Annotated in this window: 14 protein-coding genes; 8 read left to right on the forward strand and 6 right to left on the reverse strand. The window is 71.9% G+C overall.

What is annotated here, in order from left to right:
- Positions 1 to 92 precede the first annotated feature (92 nt).
- Together BLU84_RS09640 and BLU84_RS09645 are read right to left on the reverse strand one after the other, a co-directional pair.
- Positions 93 to 779: an exopolysaccharide biosynthesis protein gene (locus BLU84_RS09640; protein WP_074865762.1), complete on the reverse strand. Its 687-nt coding sequence runs from the start codon at positions 777 to 779 to the stop codon at positions 93 to 95.
- Positions 760 to 2094 (reverse strand): hemolysin family protein, encoded by a 1335-nt coding sequence (locus tag BLU84_RS09645; protein ID WP_074865765.1) that lies wholly within the window; start codon positions 2092 to 2094, stop codon positions 760 to 762. The genes BLU84_RS09640 and BLU84_RS09645 overlap by 20 nt, the downstream gene beginning before the upstream one ends.
- A gap of 441 nt (positions 2095 to 2535) precedes the next feature.
- On the opposite strand from BLU84_RS09645, the gene BLU84_RS09650 reads away from it, so the two are divergent.
- On the forward strand, positions 2536 to 3162 hold the full coding sequence (locus BLU84_RS09650; RefSeq protein WP_074865768.1) for a DUF47 domain-containing protein: 627 nt from the start codon (positions 2536 to 2538) through the stop codon (positions 3160 to 3162).
- Between the two features lie 10 nt (positions 3163 to 3172).
- Positions 3173 to 4300, forward strand: coding sequence for an inorganic phosphate transporter (locus BLU84_RS09655; RefSeq protein WP_074865770.1), 1128 nt, complete (start codon positions 3173 to 3175; stop codon positions 4298 to 4300).
- Between the two features lie 205 nt (positions 4301 to 4505).
- Here the strand turns inward: BLU84_RS09655 and BLU84_RS09660 are convergent, their stop codons facing one another.
- Positions 4506 to 4910, reverse strand: coding sequence for a hypothetical protein (locus BLU84_RS09660; RefSeq protein WP_074865773.1), 405 nt, complete (start codon positions 4908 to 4910; stop codon positions 4506 to 4508).
- Positions 4911 to 4951: 41 nt separating this feature from the next.
- Between BLU84_RS09660 and BLU84_RS09665 the strand changes: the two genes are divergently transcribed.
- Positions 4952 to 5287, forward strand: a complete 336-nt coding sequence (locus BLU84_RS09665; protein ID WP_074865776.1) for an MGMT family protein — start codon at positions 4952 to 4954, stop codon at positions 5285 to 5287.
- 375 nt (positions 5288 to 5662) lie between these two features.
- The gene (locus BLU84_RS09670) at positions 5663 to 6391 is read left to right on the forward strand and encodes a rhomboid family intramembrane serine protease (protein ID WP_074865779.1); all 729 of its coding nucleotides are present in this window, start codon (positions 5663 to 5665) and stop codon (positions 6389 to 6391) included.
- A gap of 131 nt (positions 6392 to 6522) precedes the next feature.
- Here BLU84_RS09670 and BLU84_RS09675 read toward each other — a convergent pair whose 3' ends face one another.
- Genes BLU84_RS09675 through BLU84_RS09685 form a run of 3 tightly spaced genes read right to left on the reverse strand, consistent with a single transcriptional unit; the run spans position 6523 to position 9301 of the window.
- Complete coding sequence (locus BLU84_RS09675; RefSeq protein WP_074865781.1) at positions 6523 to 7455, reverse strand: tetratricopeptide repeat protein; 933 nt, start codon at positions 7453 to 7455, stop codon at positions 6523 to 6525.
- Positions 7452 to 7931, reverse strand: coding sequence for a hypothetical protein (locus BLU84_RS27140; RefSeq protein ID WP_074865783.1), 480 nt, complete (start codon positions 7929 to 7931; stop codon positions 7452 to 7454). Before BLU84_RS27140 ends, BLU84_RS09675 begins: the two co-directional genes overlap by 4 nt.
- Entirely contained in the window at positions 7931 to 9301 is a 1371-nt protein-coding gene (locus tag BLU84_RS09685; protein ID WP_074865786.1) for an ATP-binding protein, read from the reverse strand. The genes BLU84_RS27140 and BLU84_RS09685 overlap by 1 nt, the downstream gene beginning before the upstream one ends.
- Before the next feature lie 297 nt (positions 9302 to 9598).
- Here BLU84_RS09685 and BLU84_RS09690 point away from each other — a divergent pair, with 297 nt between their 5' ends.
- From BLU84_RS09690 to BLU84_RS09705, 4 genes are read left to right on the forward strand one after another with little or no spacing between them, the layout of a single operon-like run.
- Positions 9599 to 10750, forward strand: a complete 1152-nt coding sequence (locus tag BLU84_RS09690) for an AAA family ATPase (RefSeq protein ID WP_074866570.1) — start codon at positions 9599 to 9601, stop codon at positions 10748 to 10750.
- Positions 10747 to 11166 (forward strand): bpX5 domain-containing protein, encoded by a 420-nt coding sequence (locus BLU84_RS09695; protein ID WP_074865790.1) that lies wholly within the window; start codon positions 10747 to 10749, stop codon positions 11164 to 11166. Before BLU84_RS09690 ends, BLU84_RS09695 begins: the two co-directional genes overlap by 4 nt.
- A 4-nt stretch (positions 11167 to 11170) precedes the next feature.
- Positions 11171 to 12988 carry a hypothetical protein gene (locus BLU84_RS09700; RefSeq protein WP_074865794.1) on the forward strand — a complete coding sequence of 606 codons (1818 nt, stop codon included), beginning with the start codon at positions 11171 to 11173 and terminating at the stop codon, positions 12986 to 12988.
- Positions 12981 to 15749 (forward strand): bpX6 domain-containing protein, encoded by a 2769-nt coding sequence (locus BLU84_RS09705; RefSeq protein ID WP_074865798.1) that lies wholly within the window; start codon positions 12981 to 12983, stop codon positions 15747 to 15749. The genes BLU84_RS09700 and BLU84_RS09705 overlap by 8 nt, the downstream gene beginning before the upstream one ends.
- Positions 15750 to 15792 lie beyond the last annotated feature (43 nt).

Genomic DNA, 15792 nt, shown 5'->3' on the forward strand with positions numbered 1-15792 from the left:
GATTCGCGGTCGCGGCTCGCGCCGCTCCTGCATGGGCTACCTGTAGGAGCGGCGCGAGCCGCGACCGCGACACCTCGACTACGGCGCCAGCCTCAGCCCAACTTCGACTGAGCCAACGCGATCCACTCCGCTACCGCCTGCACCAGGCTGCCGGACAGGATCCCGAACACCACCACCGCCGCCGCGCCCGCGGCCCAGGCGATCAGCATCAGCTTGCCGTCGCGTTCGAGCAGGGCGAAGGCGAACAACAGCAGCAGCGCGCCGAACAGGAAATTGGTGAACGGAATCGGCAGCGACAGCAGCACGCCGACCAGCACCACCAGCAGGCCGGTCAGCGCGCTGGCGGCGCGGCGGTCGAGCAGCGCGGTCAGGCGGGGGCTGACGAAGCGTTCCAGCCGAGTCAGCCACGGCGCCAGCAGGTTGCGGAACTTGGCCAGCGCGCTGCGGTGCGGGCCGCGCCGGGCGATGAAGCCCGGCAGCCACGGCCGGCGCAGGCCGATCAGCAGCTGCAGGCCGACCAGGATCACCAGCGGCCCGCTGATCGCACCGCCCACGCCCGGGATCGGGATGAAGGCGGGCAGGGTGGAGACGAACAGCAGCATGCCGAAGGAGCGGTTGCCCAGGCCGTTGAACACGTCGCCGAAGCGCACCGTCTGCTCCGGGTCGCCGGCGACGATGGCGTCGAGCAGGGCGCGGGTGCCGGCCTCGTGCGCGCCGCCGCCGCTGCCGTCGCTGCCGTCGCGCGGCGTGCGGCCGGGGTCAGCCGCTGGTGGCGTCATCGTCTCCGGACTCCGCGGGCTTGGCCAGCTGCGGCTGCAGCAGCAGCTTGTCGATGCGCGGGCCGTCCAGGTCGATCACCTCGATCCGCCAGCCCGGCCAGGCGAAATGCTCGCCCACGTGCGGGATCCGGCCGAAGTGGGCGATGACCATGCCCGCGGCGGTGTGGAAGTCGTGCTCGTCTTCGTTGGGCAGGCGGCCGCCGCCGATGGTTTCGCGCAGCTCTTCCAGCGGCAGCGCGCCGTCGACCAGATAGCTGCCGTCCTCGCGCTGCACCACCGGCCCGGGCTGGTCGTCGGATTCGGCGGTCTGCACGCGGCCGATCACCGCGCCCATCAGGTCGTTGACGGTGATCAGGCCGGTCACGTCGCCGTATTCGTCGACCACCAGCGCCAGCGACTGCTGCTCTTCGCGGAAGATCTCCAGCAGCTTCAGCGCGTGGGTGGACTCGGACACGAACAGCGCTTCCTTGAGCTGGCCGAACAGATCCGGCACCTGGCCCTGGACCAGTTCGGCCAGCAGCGACTTGGCCTCGAGCACGCCGAGCACGTCCTGGTCGCTGCCGCGATAGACCGGGAAGCGCGAGAACGGCGACTCGCGCATGATCGCCAGGTTGTCCTCCAGCGAGGCGGCCGCGTCGAGCCAGGCGATGCGGGTGCGCGGCGTCATCAGGCTGTCGGCGGTGCGGTCGCCCAGGCTCAGCACCCGGTTGACCATCTTGCGTTCGTCGGCGTCGATCACGCCCTGCTCGTGGCTTTCGCTGACCAGCAGGCGGATCTCCTCTTCGCTGATCTCGCTGCGCGCGTCGTCCTTGATCCCGAGCAGGCGCAGCACGAAGCGGTTGATGATGCCCAGCACCACCACCGCCGGCTTGGCCGCGCGGGCCAGGCCGTTGAGCACGATCGCCACGTTGCTGGCGATGCGTTCGGGGTTGGTCAGGGCCAGGCGCTTGGGCACCAGTTCGCCGAAGATCACCTGGGCCGAGGCGATCAGCACCACCGCGGTGCCGATGCCCAGGGTGTGGGCATAGCGGGTGGCGTCGCCGGGCAGCAGGAAATCGAACCAGCCGGCGATGATCAGGCCGATCGACTCGCCGCCGAACAGGCCTGTGAGGATGCCGATCAGGGTGATGCCGATCTGCACGGTCGACAGCAGGTTGTCGGGCTGCTCGGCCAGGGCCAGCGCGGTGCGCGCGCCCTTGCTGGTCTCGGCCATTTGCTTGAGCCGCAGCTTGCGCGAGGTCATCAGCGCCATCTCCGACATCGCGAAGAAAGCGTTGAGCACGATCAGGGCCACGACGATCAGAAGTTCCAGCATCGGCAGTGCCTCCTGTGGCCGGCGGACCGGGATACGGTCGATTCACGGAAAGGGGCAAAGCGGTGCGGGGGGGCCGGCATAGCGCGGCCGGGCGGCGGTTTTGGGTCGTCGTCCATTGTGCGGGGCGTGAAAGGAAGGGTCGCCGCGGTCGTCGCACAGGGCGGGATCGGGGCGGGGCCGATCTTAGCAGGCCCGCGCGACGCCCCTTCGTGAAAGGGCGGCCGGTGCGCGGAACCGCCAACTCGGTGCGGAACCATACCGACTTGGGGGCGGCCGGATGGCGGGTCAAGGTGGGCGGGCCGTCGTCAAACCGTCATAATCGCGCCCGCACGCCCCGCGCCGCTCCCCGGCCCGGCCGCGCGCGGCGCCGGCCCGGCCGGTCGCCGACCCCTTTCGAAACCCGCCGGAGCGCACCCCGCGACCGGCCCAGAGGCTCCCCGCATGTTCTCCCTGCAGACGATTTTCGGCCAAGGCAACCAGTTCTACACCCTGCTGGAGGAGGCGGCCGTGGCCGCCCACGACGCCACCCGGGCTCTGCACGAGATGCTCAAGGCCTCCGACCGCCAGCCGGCGCTGGACGCGTTCAAGCTGGCCCGCCAGCGCGAGCGCGAGACCTCCGACAAGATCAGCCAGGAGTTGGTCGACAGCTTCATCACCCCGATCGAGCGCGAGGACATCGAGGCGCTGTCCTCGGCGCTGTACAAGATCCCCAAGCAGGTGGAGAAGTTCGCCGACCGCTACTCGCTGGCCACCCGCCACCTGGAGCACATCGACTTCGCCCCGCGCGCGGCGATGCTGGAACAGGCCGCCAGCGTGGTGGTGAAGATGGTCCACCAGCTGCGCCATCTGAAGCTGGAGCCGATGAAGTCGCTCAACGACCAACTGCGCGCGCTGGAGAACGAGGCCGACCGCCTCATGCTGGAGCTGTACCGCGACATCTATTCCGGCCAGCTCGACAATCTGCAGATGTTCTTGCTGAAGGAGTTCTTCGAGATCCTGGAGAAGGCGATCGACCGCTGCCGCGAAGCCGGCGTGGTCGCCTACCAGATCGTGCTGAAAAACTCCTGAGGCGCGCGCGATGCTTACGCTCGTCCTGGTGGTCATCCTGGCCGCGTTGATCTTCGAATACGTCAACGGCTTCCACGACACCGCCAATTCCATCGCCACGGTGGTGGCGACCAAGGTGCTCTCGCCGATGCAGGCGGTGATGCTGGCGGCCTCCACCAACCTGATCGGCGCGCTGTGGGGCACCGCGGTGGCCAAGACCATCGCTTCGGGCCTGATCGACGCCGGCGTGGTCGAAGTCGGCTCGCAGTTGCTGCTGTGCGCGCTGCTCGGCGGCATCATCTGGAACCTCATCACCTGGTGGCTGGGCCTGCCGTCCTCGTCCTCGCACGCCTTGATCGGCGGCCTGTGCGGCGCGGCGATCGCCGCGGCCTCGAACAACTGGCACGCGGTGGTGTGGTCGCATCCGGCTGAGCCGGTGTGGAAGAGCGCCGGCGTGCTGTGGAAGGTGGTGGTGCCGATGTTCACCTCGCCGATGCTCGGCTTCGCCGCCGGCTTCCTGGTGATGGGCGTGCTGTTCGCGCTGATCTCGGCGATGGCCGCCAGCGGCGGCGTGCTGCGCAGGATCGCGCGGCCGCGCTGGGTCAACGGCTTCTTCGGCAAGGCCCAGTTGCTCAGCGCCGCCGGCATGGGCTTCGCCCACGGCATGAACGATGCGCAGAAGACCATGGGCATCATCGCCCTGGCGCTGATCAGCGCGCAGCAGGCCGGCACGCTCGACAACCTGCCGGGCTGGCTGGCGTTCCTGCATCCATCAAAGGGCGCGATCGCGCACAACGACATCGACACCTGGATCAAGCTGACTTGCGCTGTGGTGATGGCCGCCGGCACCGCCGCCGGCGGCTGGCGCATCATCAAGACGCTCGGCCACAAGCTGGTCAAGCTGCACCCGATCCACGGCTTCGCCGCCGAGACCAGCGCCGCTTCGGTGATCATGGCCGCGTCCTCGCTGGGCATCCCGGTCTCGACCACCCACAACATCTCCGCCGCGATCATGGGCGTGGGCACGGCCAAGCGCTTCAACTCGATCAAGTGGACCGTGGTCGAGAAGATGATCTGGGCGTGGATCCTGACCATTCCGGCCGCCGGCGGCATCGCCTATGGCTTGTTCGAGGCGATGCGGTTCTTCGGCTGGATCTGAAGTTCGGCGACCGATACGAAAAAGGCCCGCGGATGCGGGCCTTTTTCTTTGCGTCGGGCGGTGGCTGGCGTCGTGGTTGCGGTGCCGCGGTCGCGGCTCGCGCCGCTCCTACAGGTAGCCCATGCGGTAGCCGCAGCCCCTGTAGGAGCGGCGCGAGCCGCGACCGCGAAAACTCAACTGCGACGAAACCGCCTTCCGCGCGAGATCAGAGCAGATCGCCGTCCGCCGACAGCACCCGCTCCATGCGGTCGCCGACGCCGCCGATCTCCATCACCAGGCGCTGCAGTTCGGCCGCGTCCAGGGTTTCCAGCGGGCGGTTCTCACACAGTTGCAGGTACGGCACGCCGTCGAGGTTGCCGATGGCGAGGTAGCCGACGTGGCTTTCCCAGTTGAAGGCCAGCGCGCGGCGCGCGTCCAGGCCGGTGGTCGGGGCGATCGCGGTGCTCACGCGCAGGAAGCCGCGGCCGTCGTCGTCCTCTTGTTCGGACAGGAAGATCGACTGGTGGCGGGTGCCCTGTTCGAGCGACAGCTCGACGCAGATCACGCTGTCGTGGACGGACAGGCGGAACCCGGCCTGGCTGAGGTGCTTCTGGATGTGGGCGAACTGCATGGGGGGCGACTCCTGCGCGCAACAGCGCATATGCTACCGCGATGGACAGCGAAACTGCCGCCAAGCGCATCTTTGCCGCGATCCGCGCGATTCCCCGCGGCGAAGTCGCCGGTTACGGCGAGGTCGCGCGGCGCGCCGGCCTGCCGGGCCGCGCGCGCCTGGTCGCGCGCCTGCTCGGCGAGAACGAAGACCCCAAGCTGCCCTGGCACCGCGTGCTGCGCTCGGACGGGCGCATCGCCTTCCCGGAAGGCTCCAAGGGCTGGCGCGAACAATCCCAACGCCTGCGCGCGGAAGGCGTGAAGGTCGAGAACGGCCGGGTGCGCGGCCAGCGCGCGGCGCCGACGGTGGACGAGCAGATCTGGGGGCCGGCCGATTGAGTCGGGGCGATCGAGTCGAACCGATTGAACCCAATCGATTGAGCAGGACCCATCGAATCCCGACCGGACGCCCAGGCCGGTCGTAGCCGCTGCGCGAAACTGCAGGCCGAGCCGAGCAGCCGGGCGAGTGCATGATGCGAGGGAACGAACGTCCCGACCGGTCCGGTCGCCGGATCGATGCGACAACCGCCAGCACCGGATCGGTGTGGTCTTGGAAGCGGTCCAGCGGCCTGAACGCCCCGTCGCCGTTGCATTCCCGACACCGCCGCGACCGCCGCCTCATTCCGATCTGAACGGCCGGCGCGATCTGCACGCCGCGCTCACCTCGCCTCGCGGCGCGCGCGGCTACCATAGCGCCCGGTCCGAGGAGTCGCGATGTTTTCCAGGCTTTTTTCCAGCATCCCGTCGGTCACGCGCAAGCTGCTGATCGCCAACGTAGCCGTGTTCCTGTTGCAGTCCATCGCCGGCGCGAGCGAAGCCGCCCGCGCCTGGCCGTTGTGGTTCGAACTGTGGCCGTGGGTGCCGCCGCAGTTCGAGGTCGACGGGCCGGGGTTCATGCCGTGGCAGCTGATCACCTCCGGCTTCATGCACGGCGGCCTCGGCCACCTGGTGTTCAACATGCTCGCGCTGGTGATGTTCGGCTCGTCGATCGAGTACGAATGGGGCGCGCGGCGCTACGCGATCTATTACTTCGTCTGTCTGCTCGGCTCGGCGCTGTTGCAGCTGGCGGCGGCGACCTTCGCGATCTTTGAGGGCCAGCTGATCCTGACCCTGGGCGCGTCGGGCGCGATCTACGGCCTGTTGCTGGCCTACGGGGTGATGTTCCCGAACCGCAAGGTGACCTTGCTGCCGTTCCCGATCGTGCTCAAGGCGCGCACCCTGGTGATCGTGTACGTGGCCGCCTCGCTGTTCTACGGCGTGTTCACCACCGGCACCGGCGTGGCCCACTTCGCCCACCTCGGCGGCATGATCGTGGGCTGGCTGCTGATCCGCTGGTGGCGTTCGCGCCCGCCGCGCGGCGGCAGCGGCGGCCCGCGCCGCGACCTGCGCGCCGAAGCGCTGCGCGAACGGCGCAAGGCGTCGAAGCTGCGGGTGGTGAAGTAAGCCACGGCAGCTACCTGTAGGAGCGGCGCGAGCCGCGACCGCGACAACGCAACTACTGCGCGAGTCACGTCGTAGTTGCGTTGTCGCGGTCGCGGCTCGCGCCGCTCCTACAGGGGGATATGCGGCTTGCGCTAGAAATCCGGGCGCAGCCGCACTTGTGCCAGCTCTTTCTTGACCGAGCGCCAGAACAGGCTCGGCGCGATCCAGGTGTAGGCGCAGAACAGCAGCCAAGCGTAGGACAGCGGGCCGACCCATTGCGCCAGGCCTTGTTGCGGCAGCGCGATCAGGGCGACGCGGTAGAGCAGGAACATCGCCAGCAACAGCACCACCATGCGCGTGCGGGTGCCGCCGCTGAGGAAACTCTGGAACCGCCACCATAGGCCCAGCAGCCAGCTTTGCCGCGCCTTCACCGCGGCCAGCAGGGTCAGCGCGTCGGCGTCGCCGGGATCGATCTGCAACGCCCAGGCGGCGTGTTCGCGCGCGCGGTCGGCGCGGCCGCGGGCGAGTTCGCAATGGCCGAGCACGCACAGCGCGTCGATGTGCTCGGGATGCGCGCGCAACACCTCGCGCGCCAGTTCTTCGGCGCGCGCGCGGTCGCCGCGGCGCAGCTCCAGCCAGGCCAGCAGGGCCGGGTAATCGGGGTCGTCCGGATCGAGTTCGCAAGCGCGGCGCGCGTGTTCCAGCGCCTGCCCGTCGCGGCCCCAGGCGCGGTAGAGGCGGGCGAAGGCGTCGGCCACCGCGGCCGATTCGGGCGCGCGTTCGCGCGCCGCCTGCAGGTGCGCTTCGGCCGCGGCGAAGCGGCGCTGGGCGATGGCGGCGCTGGCGCTGGCCAAGTGCGCGAACGCCGATTCGGGCTCCAGCTCCAGCGCGCGCTGGGCTTCCAGCGCGGCCGCGTGCAGGCGCTTGCGCTTGATCAGGCACAGCGCCAGGAACGCGTGCGCGTCGGCGTGGTCGGCGTCTTCGCCGAGCAGGCGCAGCAGCGCGTCGATGGCCGCGTCGGTCTGGCCGTGCGCGTAATAGCGCTCGGCCATGCGGTACAGGGTGTCGGAGCCGTAGGCGCTCATTGCAGCACCGCGCGCAGCAGCGGCGGCAGCGCCACCATATCGAGCGCGCCGCGCCCGACCACGGCCAGCAATAGCATCAACGGCAGGCCGTTGCGCGGCTCGCCGCCGTAGTGCTCCCACACTTCGAAGGTGTGCTGCTGCATCAGGTACAGCGCATAGGCCACCGCGACCTTGAGCGCCAGCACCGACAGCAAGGCGTACGGCGCCATTGCCGGCGCCAGCGCGCCGAAGCCGACCGCGGCGGTGACCGCGAACACCAGCGCCGGCGAGCCCAGCGCGCTGAGCGCGATGCAGCCCCATTCGCGCCCGCGCGTCGGGCTGCCGAGGGCGGCGGAATTGAACGCGAACCAGGCCAGGCCGAAGCCGCCGCCGGCCAGCATCAGGGTCAGCAGCGGCCACAGCGGATCGGTGGCGTAGCGGCTCAGGCCCGAGGGCAGGGGCTCGTCGGGCAGGCGGTAATAGGCGCGCGCGGCCATCAGCCGGCTCCGTGGCGCTTGAGGAACTCCAGCACTTCGTCGTACTGGCCGCCCTGGTTGGCGTAGCGGGCGTGGTTGCGCGCGGTGGTCAGCCATTCCAGCGTGGTCGCGCGGGTGTCCTTGAGCGCGGTGCGCAGGTGGCGCATGGTCAGCGGCGCCTCGCGGCCTTGTTCGATCGATTCCTCGATGGCTTCGTCGATCGCGGTTTCCACCAGATGGCCGAGGTCGGCGCCGGAGTAGCCCGAGCTCAGCCGCGCCAGTTCGCCGACGTCGATGTCGTCGGCCTGCGGGCGCTCGCGCAGCAGCAATTGCAGGATCGCGCGCCGCGCCGGCTCGTCCGGCGGCGGCACGAACAGCACCCGGTCGAAGCGGCCGGGGCGGCGGAACGCGGCGTCGACCGCCCACGGCACGTTGGTCGCGCCGAGGATCAGCACGCCGCTGTTGTTCTGGGCGAAGCCGTCGAGTTCGGTGAGGAACTGGCTGACCAGCTTGGCCGAGGTCGCCTCGCGCGAGTACTGGCGCTTGCCGCCGATCGCCTCGACCTCGTCGAAGAACACCACCGCCGGCGCCTGCCGGCGCGCGGTTTCGAAGATCGCGTGCAGCTTGCGCTCGGACTCGCCGATGTACATGTCCAGCACGTCGGTGATGGCGACGTTGAAGAAGCGCGCGCCGCACTCGCCGGCGGTGGCGCGGGCGAGTAGGGTCTTGCCGCAGCCGGGCGGTCCGTACAGCAGGATGCCGCCGCCGGAGCGGCGCTTGAAGCGCTCGAACAGCGAAGGTTTCAGGAACGGGGTGACGATGCGGCGGCGGATCTGCTGCTTGACCTCTTCCAGCCCGCCGACTTCGGCGAAGCCGATGCGCGTTTGCGCCGGTTGCAGCAGGCGGACCACGTCTTCGGCGTCGGTGTCGTCGTTGGCGACGCTGGCCTGCGCGCCCGGGCCGGGTGAAGGTCGGCGCGCGGCGGCCAGCGAGATCACCTTGCCGCTGAGTTCCGACACCAGCGCCGCGTCTTCCAGCGCCGGGTTCAGCGCGATCGCGCGCTGGTACAGCGTGCGAGCCTCGTCGCGCGCGCCTTCGCCCAGGCGCAGGCGCGCCTGCGCGAACAGCGCCGCGGCCGAGTCCGCCGGCGCGGCGCGCAGCGTGCGTTCGTCGTCGCCGGCGCGCAGCAGCAGCACCAGCGCGGCGTCGCGCCGGGCCGGATCGGCGAGCAGGCCGGGACCGGACAGGTCCAGCGCGCGCCCCAGCGCGGCGGCGTCGGCGCCGCTCAGGCAGGCGTTGAGCACCAGCGCGCCCAGCGCCGGGTTGTCCGGGCTGGCGGCCAGCGCGGCCAACAGGTCGGTGAGCAGAGGGTTCGCGGGCGTATCGGACATGGCGGCATCCTGGCCGGATTCGGCGGATCGATCGAAAGCGGACCGCTAGGGTAACCAACCGCCGCGCGGGCGGCGACCGCGCGCACAGCGCTGCGGCGCTCACGATCCTGACGCGACCTCAGTTGCGGTTTCGCGCGGCCCGCGCCTACAGTGCGCGCGTGGCAGGCGCCCGCGCGCGGCCGCCGCGATCGCGACATCAGCGTCAAGCCGCACCCTCACCGCCACGCCACCACCACGCCTCGCCGCCGCGGCCGCCGCGCCGTCGCGCGCCGCCAAGGATCCGGGCCCGCCTCCGCCATGACTTCCAGCTCCGCCCCTTCTTCCGCGCAGACCGCGCAGCAGGCCGCAGCCCGCGTCCGCGACGCGGTGCACGCCGCCACCACCGGCCTGATCGAGCGCGAACAGCTCGCCGAACTGATCGTGCTGGCCGCGGTCGCGCAGGAGCATCTGCTGATCCTCGGCCCGCCCGGCACCGCCAAGAGCGCGGTGGTGCGCCGGGTCGCCGCGGCGCTGGGCGGGCGTTATTTCGAATACCTGCTGGGCCGCTTCACCGAGCCGTCGGAACTGTTCGGCCCGGTCGACCTGCGCCGGCTGCGCGAGGGCGTGGTCGAGACCGACGTCAGCGGCATGCTGCCCGAGGCCGAGGTCGCCTTCCTCGACGAGGTGTTCCTGGGTTCGACCGCGATCCTCAACACCTTGCTCGGCGTGCTCAACGAGCGCCGCTTCCGTCGCGGCCACACCCAGATCGCCTGCCCGCTGCGGGTCTGCGTCGGCGCCTCCAACGCGCTGCCCGACGACGAATCGCTGGCCGCCTTCGCCGACCGCTTCCTGCTGCACCTGTTCGTCGAGCCGGTGCCGGATCACCAGCTCGAAGCGCTGCTGGCCGGCGGCTGGCAGGCCGAGCGCGCGGCGCTGTCGCATCAGGCCGAACTGAGCGACATCGACGAACTGAGCCGGCGCGTGCCGATGGTGGCGATGGAGCGCGCGCGCGGCGCCCTGGCCGAGGCGATCCGCAAGCTGCGCGGCGCCGGGCTGAGCCTGTCGGACCGGCGCATCGTCAAGGCCCAGCGCCTGATCGCCGCGGCCGCGGTGCTGGCCGGGCGCGACAGCGCCGAGGAAGCCGACCTGTGGCCGCTGTTCTACGTCATGCCCACGCGCGAGGCGCAGCTGGCGGCGCAGGACGTGCTGCGCGACTCGCTCGCCGCCGCGGCCAACCCGACCTTGCGCGCGGCGGTCGAACACGCCGCCTTGCAGCCGGTGTCGCGCACCGCGCGCCTGCTCGAAGCCGCGCGCGCCTGCCTGAGCGGCGCCAGCGACGCGCCCGGCGCCGGCGTCATCGCCGAAGCGCTGCTGCGCGAGATCGACGCCAACTTCGACAGCGCCAGCCTGCCGGCCGAACTGGCCGCCGAGCGCGCGCGCCTGGCCGCGCGGGTGACGGCGGCGGCATGAGCTGGCAGTGGGGCCCGGAACCGCAACCGCCCGCGCCGCAGGGCGCGGCCGGCGTCGGCCGCGATGCGTCGCGCGCGCTGCTGGCGGCGGTGGAAGCGCTGGAGCCGGCGCGCCGCGACGCGCTGATGCTGACCGCCAACGCTGACGTGCTGGTGGTCGCCGGCCGCGCCGAACACTTGCCGTGGTGCGAAGGCGTGCTCTACATCGCCCCGCGCGACGCCGCGCCGGCGCTGTGGCTGCCGACCACGCAGCGCCCGCAACTGCCGCTGGACCTGCTGCAACGCGCGCTGGAACGCCGCCACCGGCCGTCGCCGCTGCTGATGCTGCGCGAACCGGCGCAGCTGATGCCGCTGCACCGCGCCTTGCCGGCCAGCGACGAACTGATCGCGCAGATCCGCGCGCGCTGGCAGGACTGAACCCATGCGTCTGCCCGCGACCCTGGCGCCCTGGCGGCAATGGCTGGACTGGTTCGATCCGGAGCTGGCGTCGGCGTTGGGCGAATGCCTGCTGCGCCTGCATCCGCTGCTGGGCGCGTTCCGCCTGCGCGCGGCGAGCGGGCGGCTGGAACCCGAAGGCATCGACGACCTGCGCCAGCGCGGCAGCTACGAGCGCCTGCTGCTGAGCGAATGGGCGCTGGCCGACGCCGCGCCGGAAGAATTCGACCGCCGCGCCGCCGGTGGCGAGCATCTGTTCCTGAGCCCGAAGCTGGTCGCGCGCCAGGCCGACGCGCTGACCGTGGCGGTGTTCGACACCGGCCCCGCGCAGCTCGGCGCGCCGCGGCTGCTGCACGTGGCCTTGTGGATCTTGCTGGCGCAGCGTGCGCAGGCGGCGAAGGCGCGGTTCGTGTGGGGCGTGCTCGGGGTTCCGGGCGAATTGCACGAGGCCGATTCGGCCGAACGCCTGCGCGAGTTGCTCGGCGCGCGCGCGTGGCGGTTCGAAGGCGAGGACGCGGACCGCACCGCGATGGAGCAGCGCTGGGCGCGCAGCCTGGACGCGCTGGATCCGGCGCCGGCCGAGCGCTGGTCGATCGGCGCGCGCGCGCCGGGGCACGGGCTCGGCCATCGGGTCGGGATCCTCGCCGCTCAGCCCGGCGCGCTGGCGGTGACGATCAGCGCGGCGCAAGCGCGGCGCGAGACCACGCTGGCCTTGCCGGCCGCCGATACCGGCGCGCGGCTGCTGCGCGGCGAGTTCGACCTGCGCGCGCGCAACGGCATGGCAGTGCAGGTGCGCGCGCCGCGCGCGGACGGCGCGGGGCGTTTGTCGATCACCCAGCCGCCGGTGCTGTCCGCCGACGGCGCGACCGTGGCCGTGGCGCTGGCCGGGCGCAACGCCGTGCGCGTGTATCGCCTCAACGATCCGAGCCATCCGCCTTTCGTCATGCGCTGGGATCCGCAAACCGTATTGCTGGCGGCCGGTATGGATCGGCAGAAGTTCGGCGGCATCCTCGCCCGCGGCCAGGCGCTGAGGTTCTGGTCGTTGCGCGGTTTCGGCGGCGGGCACCGGCCGCCGCAGGCGGAGCTCGCGTTGCCGCAGGGACGCTGGCTGCGTTGCGTGCACGACCACCGTTTCGATGAACCACCGGAACTGTGGTTGCTGGCCGACGGCGTGCTGTGGGCCTGGACCGAGCGCCGCAGCGGCTCCGCCGCGAGCATGGACCTGTCGCCGCGCAAAGTCGCCGAGGGTGTGCTCGCGTTGTGCGACGCCGCCGGGGGCTACGTGGCGCACCTGTGCCATCGCGACGGCCATCTCGAGATCGCCAACAGCGGATTCCGCGCTAAGGAAACCTCCTGCCGTCTGGCCTGTCCCTCGCCGCCGCTGTCCGCGTTCCTGCACGGTTGGTCGGGCGGCCTGCCCTGGGTCGGGGTGGTCGCGGCCGAATTCGGCGCGGCCGGCCACGGCGGCGAACGCGCGCGGATATGGCGGGTGTGGCGCCGCGGCAACCGCGTCGACCGCGATTTCGAGATCATCCTGCCGGCCGAGTGGAAGGTGATCGGCGCGGATCCGTGCATGGAGGACGAACCGGCGCTGGTGGCGTTCAATCCCGATCGCACCCAGGTGGTGCGGATCGGCGAGCGCGAGCGCAAGGTGGTCTACGAATCGGCAGTGCGGCTCAGCACGGGCAGCGTGTGCGAGCGCGGCTGGACCACGGCCGCGGTCGACGCCGACGGGCGCCTGATCGTGTTGCGCGGGCGCGACGGCCGGCCCACGATCTACCCCGGGGGGTACGGCGATGGTTGAGGCGTTGGGCGCGCAAGTGCGCTATCCGGTGTGGCGCGGCGTGCAGGCCGTCGCCGGCCTGTGGCTGCCGGCCGACACCTTGAGCGCGCAGCAGCGCAGCGAACGCTTGCTGCGGTGGTGGGCGCCGGGCTGCCGCGCCTGGCGCTTCGAGCGCGGCGCGGCGCGCGGCGATCTGCTGCGCTTCGAAGCCGAACGCATGCTGCATTGCGAACGCATCGACGCAACGCCGCTGCGCCGGATCGGCGCGCACGGGCTGCACGCCGGGCCGCTGACCGAGCGCGAACGCGAACAACTGGAGCCCGCCGATGTGCGGCTGGTGGTGGGCGGGCGCTCGCTCGCGCTGGGCTTCGGCGAAGGCGAGGCGCTGGACCTGTCGCTGGCGATCGATCTGGACGACTACGCCCTGCACGACAGCTTCGCTTGCGACCGCGCGCTGCCCAAGCTGCGCGAGGACAAGCTCGCCGGCAAGCGCGTGCGCGAGTTGCTCGACGGACGCATCGCGCCGCCGAGCGAGGAGCGCCAGCGCTTCCTGCGTGCGCTCGGCCTGGACGGCGACGCCGACGCAGCGGGCCGGCCCGGTGTGGGCGAGCGCGCGCTGGCATTGCGCGACCGCGCCGCGGCGTGGCTGCTGCGGCGCTTTCCCGGCTGGGGCGTGGACGAAGGCGGCCACGGCAATGCTGGCGCCAGCGGCACGCGCGCCGGCGGCATCGCCGCGCGCGCCCCGGCGCGGCCGCCGCAACGCTGGCGCGCGGCGCTGGCGCGCATGGCCGCGGCCAGCGGCGCAGCCCGGCTGATCGGCTTGCGCCAGGGTGCGTATCTGCGCCGGCTGATGGAACAGTTCGACCGCGGCGACTTGCTGGAAGCGCTGCGCCACGCGCTGCCGATCGACGGCGACGGCACCGATTCGCTCGGCCAGTCCTTCGGTGTGCCGATGCGGCGCGGCGACCTGAGCCTGAGCGCGCAACGCGGCGTCGGCGCCAGCATCGGCGCCGGCGACGATGTGCGCGAACTGTTGCGCCGCAGCTACCGCAGCGCATTCGAAAGCCTGGACCGCCAGGGCAAGGTCGACGAAGCCGTGTTCGTGCTGGCCGAACTGCTCAACGCGCGCCAGGAAGCGTTGGACTATTTGCTCAAGCACGGGCGCGTGGCGCAGGCGGCGGAGCTGGCGCTGGGCTGGGACATGCCGGCCGACGCGATCATCCGCTTGCTGCTGCTGGCCGGCGACCGCGAGCGCGCGGTGCTGGTGGCGCGGCGCGACAACGCCTTCGCCGCGGCGGTGGCGATGCTGGAAGCCGGGTCGGCCGCGGAGCACGCGCTGACCCTGCGCCGCGAATGGGGCCGCGCGCTCGCCGCGCAAGGGCGCTGGCTGGAAGCGGTGGACGCGGTCTGGCCGGATGTGGACCCGGCCTCGGATTCGCGCGAACAGGCCGGCCGCTGGCTGCAGGCGGCCGAGACCGGCGGCGCGGAGCTGTCGGCGCGCGCGCTGGTGCAGCGCGCCTGCCTGCTGCCCGATACGGTCGAACACTACGCCGCGCGGATCGAGGCGCTGGCCGATGTCGACGGCCCGGCCGGCGCGCGCGAGGCGTTGGGCCAGGCCTTGGCCGCGTGCCGCGCGAACAACCCGGCGCTGGCGCGGATCGCCGCGCGCACGCTGCCGGCGCTGGCCGCCGACCGCGCCGGCGACGCCAATGCGCTCGAGCGCGCGCAGTTGGACCAGATCCTGCGGCTCGCCGCCGACCCGTGGCTGGCCGCCGATGTGCCGAACTGGGCGGCGCCGCCGGTCGCGCCGAACGCGCCGCTGTGGGACCGGCGCGAGCCCTTGTCGATCCGCATCGACGAACCCGCCGGCTTGCAGGCGCCGCTGGATATGGCCGCGCTCGGCGAGGGCCGCTGGCTGGCCGCGTTCGGCGAAGCCGGCGTGGCGGTGTACGACGCCGGCGGCCGCTGCCTGCGCCGCTACGCGGTGCCCGCGCACCGGCTGGTGCTCGGCGACAGCGGCGAAGTCGCGCTGGCCCTGGCCAAGCGCGAATCGGTGTGGCGCATCGCCCGGCTCGACCTGACCCAGCACGGCATCGACGATCTCGGCGCGATGCCGCTGCAGTTCTTCGCCGACCGTTTCGACGGCATCGCCTGGTCGGTGGCGACGGCGCAGCGCATCGTCGCGCTCGATGCCGGCCCGGCGGATGCGGGCGCGCGGCCGCTGGACGTGCTGTGGAGCGTCGGCGATCTCGGCGGGCAGATCGTGCAGGCGCGGTTCCTGCGCCACGACGAGTTGTTCCTGGTTGCCGGCCGCGGCGCGACCGCGATCTGGCATTACCGCACCGCGCCGCAACGCGCGCTGGTGTCGCGCGAGCCGGTGCAGCTGGATGCCGGCGGAACGCTGCTGGACCCGCACGGCGCGGCGAGCGATCCGCGGGTGGAGGTCGGCGTGTCCGGCCGCGTGCGGTTTTCCTTCCACATGCAGGGCCGCGAGTGCGCGGTCGAGCTGGAGCCGGCCGAGCCCGGCGATTGCGATGCCGAAGCGATCCCGTTGGCGCGCGGTTTTCTGGTGCTGCTGCGCGGCGCCCAGCGCTTGCGCGCCTGCCTCATCCGCCGCGGCAGCGGCGCCAGCGCGCGCTGCGTGACGCAGGTCGACTGGCCGTGGGCGCGGCTGCTGCGCGTGCGCGAGCAGGACGATCGGCTGGTGTTGTTCGACGACGAGGGCAGGGCGGTGGCGATCGGGATCGAAAGTTCGCAGGTGCGCCGGGTGCGTTTGCAGTGAGGTCTTGGTGGCCCGCTGCGCGGCGGGGATGCCAACGCAGTTT

The sequence above is a fragment of the Lysobacter enzymogenes genome (assembly GCF_900106525.1).
GTDB classification, from domain to species: domain Bacteria; phylum Pseudomonadota; class Gammaproteobacteria; order Xanthomonadales; family Xanthomonadaceae; genus Lysobacter; species Lysobacter enzymogenes.

Coding starts and splice junctions, on each gene's coding strand:
- BLU84_RS09640 (WP_074865762.1), bottom strand. CDS start 779: ATGACGCCACCAGCGGCTGACCCCGGCCGCACGCCGCGCGACGGCAGC.
- BLU84_RS09695 (WP_074865790.1), top strand. CDS start 10,747: ATGAGCTGGCAGTGGGGCCCGGAACCGCAACCGCCCGCGCCGCAGGGC.
- BLU84_RS09690 (WP_074866570.1), top strand. CDS start 9,599: ATGACTTCCAGCTCCGCCCCTTCTTCCGCGCAGACCGCGCAGCAGGCC.
- BLU84_RS09700 (WP_074865794.1), top strand. CDS start 11,171: ATGCGTCTGCCCGCGACCCTGGCGCCCTGGCGGCAATGGCTGGACTGG.
- BLU84_RS09705 (WP_074865798.1), top strand. CDS start 12,981: ATGGTTGAGGCGTTGGGCGCGCAAGTGCGCTATCCGGTGTGGCGCGGC.
- BLU84_RS09675 (WP_074865781.1), bottom strand. CDS start 7,455: ATGAGCGCCTACGGCTCCGACACCCTGTACCGCATGGCCGAGCGCTAT.
- BLU84_RS09645 (WP_074865765.1), bottom strand. CDS start 2,094: ATGCTGGAACTTCTGATCGTCGTGGCCCTGATCGTGCTCAACGCTTTC.
- BLU84_RS09650 (WP_074865768.1), top strand. CDS start 2,536: ATGTTCTCCCTGCAGACGATTTTCGGCCAAGGCAACCAGTTCTACACC.
- BLU84_RS09660 (WP_074865773.1), bottom strand. CDS start 4,910: ATGCAGTTCGCCCACATCCAGAAGCACCTCAGCCAGGCCGGGTTCCGC.
- BLU84_RS09665 (WP_074865776.1), top strand. CDS start 4,952: ATGGACAGCGAAACTGCCGCCAAGCGCATCTTTGCCGCGATCCGCGCG.
- BLU84_RS09685 (WP_074865786.1), bottom strand. CDS start 9,301: ATGTCCGATACGCCCGCGAACCCTCTGCTCACCGACCTGTTGGCCGCG.
- BLU84_RS09670 (WP_074865779.1), top strand. CDS start 5,663: ATGTTTTCCAGGCTTTTTTCCAGCATCCCGTCGGTCACGCGCAAGCTG.
- BLU84_RS27140 (WP_074865783.1), bottom strand. CDS start 7,931: ATGGCCGCGCGCGCCTATTACCGCCTGCCCGACGAGCCCCTGCCCTCG.
- BLU84_RS09655 (WP_074865770.1), top strand. CDS start 3,173: ATGCTTACGCTCGTCCTGGTGGTCATCCTGGCCGCGTTGATCTTCGAA.